This is a genomic window from Bacillus sp. B1-b2, from assembly GCF_009183415.1.
Taxonomy (GTDB): Bacteria; Bacillota; Bacilli; order Bacillales; family Cytobacillaceae; genus Niallia.
Genome location: NZ_WEHU01000016.1, coordinates 92,024 through 104,612 on the forward strand (window position 1 = coordinate 92,024; position 12,589 = coordinate 104,612).

A 12,589-nucleotide genomic window follows, 5' to 3' on the forward strand; every position below is an offset into this window, starting at 1 on the left:
GATTTTTATTATATTTTAATTCTTCTCTTCCATTTGAAATGGATGTACTATTATTCTCTCCTAGGTTTCTTAATCTATTTATAGTAGTAGATTTAGGTACCATTGGATGATTTGGTTACCGTAGTAGTAGGCTATTAGGGTTCCTAGAGCGATGTAGGGGCCGAATGGGATTGGTTTGGCTTTTTTTACTTTGCCTGTTAGTATTCCGGCTATGCCTCCTAATGTTCCTAGGAGTGTTGATAGGAAGAAGGCTACTAGTAGTAGCTTGGTTCCTAGTACGAAGCCTATGACTGCAAAGAGTTTAATGTCTCCTCCGCCCATTCCGCCTTTTGAGACTATGGCTATAACTAGTAATAATGTGAAGCCTACAGCTGCTCCTAATAGGGAGTCCCACCATGGATTCAGTGGAATCAAGAACCTTTCAATGATAAATAGTACTGAGAAAAAGAGTAGTACTTTATCAGGTATAATCATGTATTTTAAATCGGACACGGTAATAATAATAAATAGGGAAATTAGTGTCCAGGACACGAACAGCTCTGAACTCCAGCCAAGTATATGTGGACTAACTACAAATAGAACTCCTGTTAAAAGCTCGAATATAGGATAGAAGGGGGAAATCGATGCCTTGCAGCATTTTGATTTCCCCCTTAATAGTACATAGCTTAAAACTGGTATAAGCTCCATTGCAGACAATGTGTGTCCACAGCTTGAGCAATGAGATCTCGGCCTAACAATCGACTCTTTCATTGGAACCCTTAGCCCAACTACGTTGTAGAACGAGCCAAGGGTGATGCCGTATAGGAAGATTAGTAGGTAGATCATAGTTACCTCAATAGTTTATTTAGTAATTAATTAGATATTGTAGTATCACCCTCAGCAGCTTTGGTTGCTTGGTTAATACCAGTAATTGTTGCAGCTGTAAAAGTTACATTAACATTACCTTTAGTTGCTGAACCTGTTAATTGGATTTGTCCATTTACAACGTCTAAAGTGTAACCATCAGCAAGCGTAGTTTCATTATCTAGATAGTCTGCTAAATCAGTTGCATCAATATTTGTATCTTCAGTACCGTTACCAGCGATATATAATTTAGTAGCATTTATTACTTGTATACCATCTGCCTTAATAGCATCAAATCTAGACTTCTCAATAATATTAGCAATACTCGGAATCGCAATAGCCGCAATAATACCTAAAATAACAATAACTGCTAGTAACTCTATTAGTGTTAAACCTTTTTCATTTTTAATACGTTGTTTAATTAACTGACGCATATATATTCTCCTTTTTCATTGTAATTTTTTTCTCACTCGGTGAATCTAAAACTATTATACTAGATAGAAAGTAACATTTATATCATTTTTTTGTAAATTTCATTGGAAATTATTGTACATGATTAAAGATCTCAAACATTGGAACTAGGATAGCAGTCACGATTGTCCCGACAATTCCTGCTAAAAAAACAATCATGATTGGTTCTATTAATGACTTTAGCTGATCTGTTGCGGTATCTACTTCTTTTTCATAGAAATCCGCTACTTTTCCTAGCATTTCATCTAATGAACCTGTTTCTTCTCCTATTGAAATCATCTGGGTAACAAGTGGTGGGAATACCCAGTGACCTTTCATAGGGACTGTTAATGATTGACCTTGTTCTAAGGCATTTCTTGATTTAATAAGGACTTTTGCCATTACTTCATTCTCAATGATACTCTCTACTATAGAGATAGCTTGCAGAATAGGAACAGAACTAGTAAATAACGAACTAAGTGTTCTTGTCATTCTAGCAATTGCTGCTTTTTGTAGAATTTTCCCAAAAATAGGAACTCTTAATAAAAAATAGTCCATGTAGTATTTAGAAGACTTATTATTACGAATCATCACAATTGCTACCACAATTGCAATAACTATTAACGCTACTACCCACCAAAAACTCTGCATGAATTCACTTGCAGAAAGGACAAATTTTGTTATAGCTGGCAATTCGCTATCAAAATCAGCAAACATGTCAACAAAAGTTGGTACAACACTTACTAGTAAGAAAATAACAACAATAAACGCAATAATAGCAATAGCAATCGGATAGGTAAGTGCTGAAATAATTTTTTGCTTTGTATAATGCTGTTTCTCAAAATGAGTCGCAAGTCTTTCTAGTGTTTCGTCCATACTCCCAGTTGCTTCTCCTGCACGAATCATATTAACAAACATACTGGAAAAGACTTTTTTATGCTTTGCTGCAGCAGTAGATAGTGGGTTTCCGTCTTTTAGATCTTGTTCAACAGAAAGTAAAGCCTTTTTTAAAGCTTTACTTTCTGTTTGCTCTGCTAGGATAGCCGTCGCATCTACTACAGAGATTCCTGCTTTAATTAGGGTCGCAAACTGGCGTAGATAAATAACGAAATCTTGTAATTTAACTGCGCTACCAAAAGAAATTTCTTTCGTTAAAAGCGTTTCAGGAAGTTCAGTCACCTCTGTAACCTTTATCCCTTTTTCTTTTAACTGTAGCATTGCCTCTCTTTTAGATTGTGCCGTTACAATACCTTCTTTTCTACCTTTTCGGTCTCTTCCTAAATATTTATAACGAGCCATATTATTGCTCCCCTTCTTGCAAGTAAGGAAGTGCAGCCTCTTTAAGAATGGAGCCTGCTTGTACTAATTCCCTTACATTGCTTTCCAACGTATGCATACCTGCTGCTTTTGACGTTTGCATAATATTTAAGATTTGGTGAATCTTCTCATTACGAATCAAGTTAGCAACAGCAGAATTATTAACCAAGATTTCTGTGGCAGAAGTTCTGCCCGATTTATCAGGTGTAGGGAAAAGTCGCTGTGACACAATACTGACAAGAACAGAAGCCAATTGAATACGAATTTGATCTTGCTGAGCTGGTGGAAATACATCAATAATACGATTGATCGTAGCAGGTGCACTAGAAGTATGAAGAGTCCCTAAAACTAAATGCCCTGTTTCTGCAGCTGTAATAGCTGTTTGAATGGTTTCAAGATCTCGCATCTCTCCAACTAAAATGACATCTGGATCTTGACGTAGAGATGCTCTTAAGCCATTGGCAAAATTATTTGTATCAAAGCCTACTTCACGTTGATCAATAATACACTTTCCATGCTTATGCAAATATTCTATCGGGTCCTCTAGTGTAATAATATGTTTTCTCATTGTTTCATTCATATAAGCAATCATTGCAGCTAATGTGGTCGATTTTCCACTACCAGTAGGTCCTGTAATTAAAATAAGGCCTTGTGGTTTTTCTGCAATTTTCTTTAGAATAGCAGGAAGCTTTAAATCATCTAAACTAGGAACAGAGGTAGGCACTACTCGAATAGCTAATGCTATGCATGCTCTTTGCTTGTAGACATTTACCCTAAATCTTGAAATACCTTTCACACTATAAGATAGATCTAGCTCTCCTCGTTCCTCAAATACTTCCCATAATTTTTCGGGAATAATGGTTCTTGCCATTGTTTCTGTATCTTTTGGTGCTAAATTTTCTTTTCCGTATCGTTTTAAATCTCCGTTAATCCTCATAACAGGAGGAACACCAACCGTTAAGTGAATATCGGAAGCTTTTAATTCAAAGCCAACTCTTAATAAGTAATCAATATTGTTAAGCAATGATGTTCCTCCTAATCAGGGATTGCTACACGCAATACTTCTTCTGTTGTTGTAACCCCTTGTTTAACCTTTAACAGTCCATCATCAATCAAGAATATGGTTTTTGCTTTAATGGCTAATTCTCTTAAATTAGAAAAAGATTGGCCATTCATAATCACTTTTCGCATTTCATCATTCATGACTAACACTTCGTGGATGGCTACACGTCCTTTATAGCCTGTCATATTACAAGAGGCACAGCCTTTGCCTCTCATTACTTTTTCTATAGACAATCCTCTTTTAGCGAAGATTTCTTTCTCTCTTAGTGTTGCCTCCTGAACTTGTCCACAATCTCTACATACTCTGCGAACAAGACGTTGTGCGACAATTCCAGTTACAGAAGAAGCAACAAGGAATGGTTCTACTCCCATGTCTAATAATCTTGTAACAGAACCTAATGAGTCATTTGTATGAAGTGTACTTAATACAAGATGACCAGTTAACGATGCACGAACTGCTATTTCTGCGGTTTCTTTATCGCGAATCTCTCCGACCATAATTACGTTTGGATCTTGACGAAGTATGGCACGTAAACCAGTTGCGAATGTCATCCCGACATTTGCGTTCACTTGTATTTGATTTATTCCCTCTAACTGATACTCTACTGGATCTTCAACAGTAATAATGTTTACTTCTTCACTGTTCAAACGGTTCAATGCTGCATAAAGAGTAGAGGATTTACCAGAACCAGTAGGACCCGTAATGAGTACTATTCCAGTTGGTTTTTCAATCAAATCTGTAAATCTAGATAAATTCACTTTATTAAAACCTAGTTTATTTAGATCGTTCAATGCACTTCCCAAATCCAATATACGCATAACTACTTTTTCCCCATAAACGGTAGGTAGAGTAGAAACACGTAAATCAATTGGATGGAAATCTAAATTAAATTTCATTCTTCCATCCTGTGGAATACGATGCTCTGTTATATCTAAGTTTGCCATGATTTTCAAACGAGCAATGAGTACACTTTGCATATGCTTTGGTAATACACGTTCTACACGAAGAACCCCATCAATTCGGTAGCGTATGACTACTTTTGTTTCTTGAGGATCTACGTGAATATCACTTGCTTTTAGTGTCGCTGCATTTGATAGAACTTGGTTAACTAAACGTACAATCGGAGTATCTTGCTCGACCATGCTTTCATCTATTACTTCACCTAAAGCACCATTATCTGATAATAACTCTTCAAATCCTTCGTCCATATCATAGTACTTATTGATTGCTCTTAGAATATCATCTTTTGTTGCAATGGCAGTCTCAATTTGAAAGCCTGTAGACAAACGAAGGTCATCAATGGTATAAAAATCCATTGGATCAGCCATCGCTACATATAATTTTTCCCCCTCTTTTTTAAGAGGAATAATTAATTGTCTTTTAGCTGTATCTTTTGGCACGATGGAAAATAGCTTAGGATCAAAAGGATAACGATACAAACTGACGTGTGGAATACCTAATTGAAACTCTAGGACTTCAATCAGCTGTTGTTCAGTTATATAACCTTTTTGAAGTAAACTATCTCCAAGTCTCTGATCTGGGTGCTTATCCTTTAATGCTTGCTGTAGTTGTTCTTCTGTCAGCAAGCCAGCTTCTACTAATAAGTCTCCTAAACGTTTTCTCATTTGTTTCATTTGTTATCCCCTGATTTCTATGCTTATTTTTGCATATTTGTATTACTAGATGGATTTGTCTCTACTTTTGTATTCGTTGAATTAGTTGTACTATTAGATGAATTTGTTGTGTTTTCTGATGTTCCACTATCCGCATTTTGCTCACCAGAATTTTCAGTTTCAGTTTCTGAATCTGTATTATTCTCTGTGTTTTCTGTTTCTTCTACAGTATCAGAATCAATTATTGTTTCATCTTCTTCTACTAATCCTGTAGCAAAGACTCTGTAAACGGGTGGATAAAAATCTTCACTGATCAGCTCTTTTTTTACTGTTGCTCCTTCTGTATCCAACGCATTTCGATATACTTTAATGAGTAATCCGTCGGCACCATTAGAAATCAATTTATACTCATTAAATCCTAATAATGCATCAAATTGCAGAACTGTTTTGGGTTTAAATGATTCTTTATCAGAAAGCTCTACATTATATTGATAGATAAAAGGAACACCTGTTATGGATACATATAGCTTGTCCTCTACCATTTTAAATTGAATTTTATAAGCAGTATCATTTGGGTTATAGAAGCGATAATCCATTTTTTTAGATTGATTTATTCTTGCTTCATATCCTAAGGTTGCAAAGGCAGGTAGCTCATTGCTAGTAAATCTTTCAGCAATCGTAAAGTTTGTTGAAAGGACAGCTTGATGAAGAGCTGTAGCAACCATACTTAGCGTCCTATCAGCATATATCCCTTCCTGTTCACCAAGAATATCTAACATAGAGAAGGTTTGTTCTTTACCAACTTCTATTAATGGAAAGTGCTGTACCCAATTTGCAACATTATCCTTATCCTCTTTAACATCTAACGTAGTATCTGAAAGAATTACTTCTTCTTCCATATTATTCACTACAAAATTCTGAAGATCTATTTCATGATTACCATGTTCTAATTGAGATGCAATAGCTAGTAAACTATCATTCCATTTGGTTAAATAAAATGCCCCTTCTTGTACTAAATCAGAAGCTATGGAGTTTAATATGCTCCTTAGTTCATCCTGGTTTAGAGAAACGGTTAACCCATTTTTAGTACCTGTACTTACAGATTGCAGGCTATCCTGAAAGCGAAAAACAAACAAATTAGTATCAAAATCCACTGTTTTTTCTTTATATTTTAATGAAATAGTGGTTGATTTTAGCCATTCACCTTGCGCATCTCCTATCGCCTGCAATGCTTTGTCAAATGACATTCCCGAAATATCTACACCAGCAATACTAGTACCATCCTCATACCCATTACTTGATAAGAAGAGATTTTCATAAGCTTTTGCCCCAAAATGTGAAAAGCTAAATATAAACGCAGTGGTTACCATGATAGCAATAAAGACTTTTGCACCTTGAACGTTTTTCATGAAGTGTTAGCTCCTTTTATTTATGCATTAACACTCATAGATAAGTCGATAACAACACTCGGTCCTGCTTCTTGTGCTTTTTCAATATCTTCTAGTGTTAAAATAGTTCCTGCCATAATGATTAGTTCTCCGTCATTTGAAAATATATCTTTTCTTACTTGTTTATTCAAAAGTAATTCTATTTGTTTTTCTTTTAGAGCATGAAGACTTTTTTCTTCTCCATTAACTTCAATCGTTTCTAATTCGTCTTCTGCTACTTCTATATCTTCTACTATATTTACTTCTTCTAAAATAGTTTCTACTACATCTATCACTTTATCCTCTGAAGCTGCTGTTTCGTCTTTCATAGTGGGTTTGTAGTTGTTATTTGCATCTTCAGTTACCACAATAATATCTTTTCCATAAGTAATAACATACTCTGACAAGATAACAGTTTCTTTATCTTGGATTTTCGTCACTAAACCAATGATTTCTCCTGTTTCTTCATTGATTTGATATTCTGTTACTTTACCAACTAATTCCCCTTTTCTTGTAATAACATTTGTATCAATAATAGCGATTTTTTTGCTTGCTAATTCACTTGCAATGGGAATTTGAGTTAAATCAATAATAGAGTTGGCACTTTCTATCGTTACAGCATATTCACCGACACCTATAACTTTTTTAAAAGGAATGGCTTGAATGCTTTCTTGCCAATCTTCTTGATCTAAAGTAAGAAAATCTACATAGCCTTTTTCTGGATTAATAATTAACGATTTTACATTTCCCTCTTGATGTCCATTCGATATACTAATAATTGGTAAACCCTTTAATTGTGCACTGATTTTCATAAGTTAAACTCACCTATTCTTTCTAATTTTAGTTCAAGTACTTTTCTTCCATAAAAATAATTTGCTCTAGTACCAGTGGTTGTTGACAGTATTTATCCTTTAATGCTAATAAAAGACTTTGTAATTTTCCCATATCATTATTGTTCCTATAAAGATCAACAAGCATAGTAGAAAAAGCAAAATATTCATTTAAAGGCATAGATTCTTTCATACATTGTAAAAGTAGCATCTCGAATTCTTGTTTGTCTAATGTATCTTTCATGACATCTAATTGGGATAAAGTATTATTAATAATTTTGTGTGCCAAAATACTTAGTTCTTCCTTCGGCAATTCTATTAGCGTATCTTCTATTGATTCTAACGAATTTTCTTCCTCTTCTTCAATAGTAAATCCTGCTAACTCATCCAACATCTCAATATCGGAAAGGTTCTCTGCTTCTGCGATTGCTTCTTCCTCTATTTCTATATCAGGAATCTCTTCCTTTAAATCTAGCATTGGTAATTCTTCTAATTCGTCCACATCTAAATACAGCTCTTCATTAAGATGTTTATCTTCTGGTTGGTTATCCTTTTCACTAGATACAGCAACCTCTAAATCATCAAAGATAGGTAATGGAGGTGTTTGTTCTTTTAATTCATACTTCTCGACTTCACCAGAGAATGACTCCTGTTCTAATAATTTTTCAATTTCTGCCATATAGCTGATATCTACATCCTCTATCTCTTTTTCTGGATCTAAATAGTGACTATCTTCTATCTCTTCTTTTTCCTTAAGCAGTAATTCATCCTCTTGTATTGGTGATGTCTGTTCTAGTAATTCTAGATCAACATCCAAGTCAAAAGATTCAAGTTCTAGTTCTTCCTTACTTTCACTTTTTGTAAAGCTATTCACTTGTGGTTCTAATTCCGTTATTTCTATTTCATCTTCTTCTTGCTTGCTTACAGAAACAGTCTTTTGTTCCACCATTACAGAGTCTTCATACAAGGAAGTGGATGGAGCTTCCATATCTTCTTCCTCCTCTTTACTAAATAGGAGATTTGTACCCTTTTTCATCATAAAATAAGTGGCAACAATAATAAATAACAACATTATTAATGCACTTTGCCAAATAGGAAATAAGCTTCTAGACATAATACCTAATAAAGAAATAATAAAGCCAAAACCAACTATAATCATTTTTCCACGATTCGAAAGTCCTATAGGTAGTAAGAACAAGATAGGAATAACTAAAATTAAGGAAAAAAGAGCTAAAATGTATAAAATCATTCTAACACCTCCTCATGTATATTATATTACCTAAAATTACGACATTTTTTGTCAATTTCCATAAACTTTTGTAATACTTTTTGACATTTTTCTTCTTATAATAACTAATTAGTATTGTATAATAAGATTAGCATTTTTGAAAGCAGGGGAATATATGAAATTTATTAAGATGATATCTAGTTCAAAAGGATTAACATTAATTGAAGTATTAGTATCCCTGACCATTCTTAGTATTATCTTATTAGGTATAATGAACTTTTTTAGCCAAGCTTATTCGTATACAAATCTTAATCAGAAAAAGACTGCTGGAATTAACGTTGCGAGGAACGCTTTATCTTATATGGAACAAAGTGCTGGTGAGGATTCATTTATTAGTATTCAAAATTTAATAAATAATAATCCTGATACAACTGGTCACTTGTTAGTGTGTAATAATCAATATAAAATACTTTGGAACAATGCTACTGATGCAGCTTGTTCTCCAATTAGAATTAATAATGTAGATTATGACGTTGTAGTTACTCCAACCATTAACGAGGAATATAGTAATTTTCTTATACCAATTGAAGTAACTGTTACTTGGAATGTTAGAAATAATCCATATAGTACGTCTGTAGAGGGGGCTATTAAAAGTGAAGATCTTCGATGAAAAAGGAGTAACTTTATATGAGCTCTTGGCTACAATGACTATCCTCGCTATTGTACTTCCTGTTATTTATGGCGTATTTCAGACCGGTCTTTCTTTGTACAATAAAATTCAAATAGAAGGACAACTTCGCGATGATGCAGATTATGCTGTTTCTATGATGATGAATGCTTTTAATAGTATTCCTTTTAATTACGTAGAAATAGACGGAAATAATCAAGTAAGTTTATTTGATTCAGAGCAAACGGTTTTTGAGGAAACAGAAAAAGAGAATTCTTCTTTTTATACGTTTGAGAAAAGCGCAAAGAACATTACAAATATTAGAAGTATCGAGTTTGTAGAGGAAACTAAAAATAACAAAACCAATACATCTGTATCTATTAATGATCAAGTTATAGAAAGCATGGGTGATTTCACAGATTCTAGTATTCAATTAGCATGTAGTGAATACTCAAATAATAGTACTAGTGAATGTCTCCATGGTCTCATTTCCGTCACTTTTATAATTGATCATGCTAGATTAAACAAACCTTTAACATTAGAAAGTCAGTTTGGTTTCTAAGGAGAATGTACTCTATGATAAAAAGTAATGAAAAAGGAAATGCACTTATTACCGTACTTTTAATTTCTCTTGTTTTCACAACCATAGGACTTGCTATTGTTGCATCTACTATTAGTGGAACAAAACGAGTAGAAACAAGAGAATCCGATATTAATGTCACGTATCAAAGTAAAAAGGTTTTGGATGAAATTACTTCAAATATGGCTAATCTATTGGATCAAGTGCCTTTAGACTATGTTAAGCAAGGAACAAAATATCAAGTTAAAACTACTTTTGAAGATGATCTCAAATCCCTTGTTATTACACCTACTCTCACAGATATACTAGATAATGAAGACTACCGAGAATCTATTCAGTGTCTTAGTGTTGTAGATATAAGTAATAAAGCTTCAAATCCAACTGTATATGATTCGACTAGAGGTTGTGCAGAAAGTACTTATTCGACTAATACTCCTTACACTATCAATAAACAACTAGATTTCACCCGTGTATTGGAAGTAATTCTAGTTACAAATAATCCTAATGAAACAGAAGGTGCTGTAACTAGAACGTTAAAACAAAGAATTATACTATCTCCATTACCTAGCTTCTTAAAATATGCAGTTGGTTCTTATTCAGAGGAGCAAGAGGAAGGGCTATTTTTAAACGGGTCTTCTAATATTAACGGAAATATTTATGCGAACCAGCTCACAATAAGTGATCGAGCAAACTATCAATTACGAGATGGTACAAAGCAAACAGTCAGGTCTCTGCCTCCTTCTATTACAGGAAATATATACAGTACTTCGGCAAATTTATTACCTGTATTAATAGCCGATAATTTCTATAAAAGCGATATTCCTTCTTTATATCATGATAGTCAGTTTATAAATATTGAGTATGACCAAACCATCATTCAGCGAATTAATACGATGCTAGATTCTAATCCTACAGTAAGTGGTTTCCAGGTTACTAACATGGAAGATGTGTCTAACTTTACTAACAAGTTTAAAAATAAACTAACCAGCATCGTATCAAGCTCTGTAACGAAAGCCGATACAGTTAAAAGTGTAACAACTCAGGAAGCACCAACTTCTGTTAATGGAAATGCTATAGAGCAATTAACAAATAGTTTTAAAATCGAAAGTGATAAAGAAGCATTAAGCTTTAATAATCCTGTTTATATTAATGGAGATACAGTAATTAATAGTAGTAATTATGCTATCAGCTTCAATAAGGAGTTAGTAGTAGATGGAGATTTATATCTGGTTAGTAACAACAACTTAACCCTTCAGGATAATATTTATGTCTCTGGCGATATACATCTTGTTAACTTTGATGGAGAGATGAATATAACTGGTGATATAATCGCTGCTGGCGATATGAATATAGAATCTAGTGCGGATAATGCTGGTCAGTTAAGTAAAGGAGTCACTCTGAAAGGAGATATTCTAACTGGGAAATCTATTAATATACGACCATTAAATACGACTATCTCTCTTAACAGCAATATGATTAGTTTAGGCTCATTTACGATAAATGGTGATGAAACAGGGGAGAATTCTGGGGAGAATGACATTGTAAGAATTAATTCTGTTGTATACTCTTTAGAAGATACATTTGTCTCTAATACTAATATTTTAGGTCTTACTTATACAAATTCATCTACAAATAAACAAGAAACAGGGCAGCTAATCTTACTAGCAAAGGAGAATTTAACCATTACAAGAATGAATGAATTCAATCATTTTGATCCAAAAACGGAGTCTGGTTTCCCATATCTTCCTGAGGAAGAAGAGATTATTCAGCCACTTCAAGCATTTTTCTATACGGAAAAAAACGCTGAACTATATGGAGTTGGTTCACTATTTTATATTAAAGGTGGAATATTTGCTAAAAATTCATTAGAAATAAATGCTATACGAGCAAATAGAGACTTTTCAAAAATAGAAGACGTTCCAGGGTCTGGGGATGGAATGTTATCTAGATTTATTGTTGATTATGATCAAAATGTATTATTTAAAGGAATTGACGCACTTCCTTTAGTAGACAGATTGCAAATTATCCCTGATGATTTCGTCATTGAATAAATTATTAATAGGAAAAAGAGCTTTCTCGACAAGGAAGCTCTTTTTCCTATTAAATGGAACTATTTCGAATTATACCCCAAAAATGATGGTACCTAATATCATATACACTAAGGGAAATAAAAATAAAACGGAATTTGCAATAAAGGAGATATAAGATAAAGCATCTTTCTTCCTTTTATGTACCTTCCATGCGACATAAAGTCCTATAGGACAGAATATAATAGGAAAAAACACAGGTAATCCTTGTATTTTTTCTAATGGAATGATTTGAAAAATAAAAGATACGATATCATTAGTAAGTTTGTTCGCATATTATACTCCCTCATTATCTAATTACCATATTATAACACTTTCACCCATTACTAAGTAGATTTATTTTTGTATAGTTGTAAAATATCACTAATGTCGCATAAATAAGTTTTGAATTTTCTGTTTTTGTTTTTCCCTCAAAAAGAGAAAGAACGAAAACATTAAAACGAAGGTAGTAAACATCCATTTTTTTACTATAACTTTTGACGAG

Annotated in this window: 11 protein-coding genes; 3 read left to right on the top strand and 8 right to left on the bottom strand. The window is 33.6% G+C overall.

Annotated features, from left to right (window positions below; translation table 11 throughout):
* Positions 1 to 78: 78 nt before the first annotated feature.
* The 8 genes from F9279_RS15865 to F9279_RS15900 all read right to left on the bottom strand — a co-directional run bounded on the left by F9279_RS15865 (position 79) and on the right by F9279_RS15900 (position 8,792).
* Positions 79 to 825, bottom strand: a complete 747-nt coding sequence (locus F9279_RS15865; protein WP_152114779.1) for a prepilin peptidase — start codon at positions 823 to 825, stop codon at positions 79 to 81.
* 26 nt (positions 826 to 851) lie between these two features.
* Complete coding sequence (locus F9279_RS15870; protein WP_152114781.1) at positions 852 to 1,277, bottom strand: prepilin-type N-terminal cleavage/methylation domain-containing protein; 426 nt, start codon at positions 1,275 to 1,277, stop codon at positions 852 to 854.
* Between the two features lie 109 nt (positions 1,278 to 1,386).
* Positions 1,387 to 2,592, bottom strand: a complete 1,206-nt coding sequence (locus F9279_RS15875; RefSeq protein ID WP_152114783.1) for a type II secretion system F family protein — start codon at positions 2,590 to 2,592, stop codon at positions 1,387 to 1,389.
* Position 2,593: 1 nt separating this feature from the next.
* Entirely contained in the window at positions 2,594 to 3,634 is a 1,041-nt protein-coding gene (locus F9279_RS15880; protein ID WP_152114785.1) for a type IV pilus twitching motility protein PilT, read from the bottom strand.
* Positions 3,635 to 3,645: 11 nt separating this feature from the next.
* Positions 3,646 to 5,307 (bottom strand): GspE/PulE family protein, encoded by a 1,662-nt coding sequence (locus F9279_RS15885; protein ID WP_152114787.1) that lies wholly within the window; start codon positions 5,305 to 5,307, stop codon positions 3,646 to 3,648.
* 23 nt (positions 5,308 to 5,330) lie between these two features.
* Entirely contained in the window at positions 5,331 to 6,695 is a 1,365-nt protein-coding gene (locus F9279_RS15890) for a VanW family protein (RefSeq protein ID WP_152114789.1), read from the bottom strand.
* A gap of 20 nt (positions 6,696 to 6,715) precedes the next feature.
* Positions 6,716 to 7,525, bottom strand: a complete 810-nt coding sequence (locus F9279_RS15895) for a PRC-barrel domain-containing protein (RefSeq protein ID WP_152114791.1) — start codon at positions 7,523 to 7,525, stop codon at positions 6,716 to 6,718.
* Between the two features lie 28 nt (positions 7,526 to 7,553).
* Positions 7,554 to 8,792 (bottom strand): hypothetical protein, encoded by a 1,239-nt coding sequence (locus F9279_RS15900; RefSeq protein ID WP_152114793.1) that lies wholly within the window; start codon positions 8,790 to 8,792, stop codon positions 7,554 to 7,556.
* Positions 8,793 to 8,946: 154 nt separating this feature from the next.
* On the opposite strand from F9279_RS15900, the gene F9279_RS15905 reads away from it, so the two are divergent.
* From F9279_RS15905 to F9279_RS15915, 3 genes are read left to right on the top strand one after another with little or no spacing between them, the layout of a single operon-like run.
* A complete protein-coding gene (locus tag F9279_RS15905) occupies positions 8,947 to 9,441 on the top strand; it encodes a type II secretion system protein (RefSeq protein WP_152114795.1) in 495 nt (164 codons plus the stop codon).
* On the top strand, positions 9,425 to 10,000 hold the full coding sequence (locus F9279_RS15910) for a PilW family protein (protein WP_152114797.1): 576 nt from the start codon (positions 9,425 to 9,427) through the stop codon (positions 9,998 to 10,000). The genes F9279_RS15905 and F9279_RS15910 overlap by 17 nt, the downstream gene beginning before the upstream one ends.
* A gap of 14 nt (positions 10,001 to 10,014) precedes the next feature.
* Positions 10,015 to 12,069: a hypothetical protein gene (locus F9279_RS15915; protein ID WP_152114799.1), complete on the top strand. Its 2,055-nt coding sequence runs from the start codon at positions 10,015 to 10,017 to the stop codon at positions 12,067 to 12,069.
* The last annotated feature ends 520 nt before the right edge of the window (positions 12,070 to 12,589 follow it).

Excerpts from the sequence above, each read along its gene's own strand:
- F9279_RS15865 (WP_152114779.1), bottom strand. The coding sequence starts at position 825 with ATGATCTACCTACTAATCTTCCTATACGGCATCACCCTTGGCTCGTTC.
- F9279_RS15870 (WP_152114781.1), bottom strand. The coding sequence starts at position 1,277 with ATGCGTCAGTTAATTAAACAACGTATTAAAAATGAAAAAGGTTTAACA.
- F9279_RS15875 (WP_152114783.1), bottom strand. The coding sequence starts at position 2,592 with ATGGCTCGTTATAAATATTTAGGAAGAGACCGAAAAGGTAGAAAAGAA.
- F9279_RS15885 (WP_152114787.1), bottom strand. The coding sequence starts at position 5,307 with ATGAAACAAATGAGAAAACGTTTAGGAGACTTATTAGTAGAAGCTGGC.
- F9279_RS15890 (WP_152114789.1), bottom strand. The coding sequence starts at position 6,695 with ATGAAAAACGTTCAAGGTGCAAAAGTCTTTATTGCTATCATGGTAACC.
- F9279_RS15895 (WP_152114791.1), bottom strand. The coding sequence starts at position 7,525 with ATGAAAATCAGTGCACAATTAAAGGGTTTACCAATTATTAGTATATCG.
- F9279_RS15900 (WP_152114793.1), bottom strand. The coding sequence starts at position 8,792 with ATGATTTTATACATTTTAGCTCTTTTTTCCTTAATTTTAGTTATTCCT.
- F9279_RS15905 (WP_152114795.1), top strand. The coding sequence starts at position 8,947 with ATGAAATTTATTAAGATGATATCTAGTTCAAAAGGATTAACATTAATT.
- F9279_RS15915 (WP_152114799.1), top strand. The coding sequence starts at position 10,015 with ATGATAAAAAGTAATGAAAAAGGAAATGCACTTATTACCGTACTTTTA.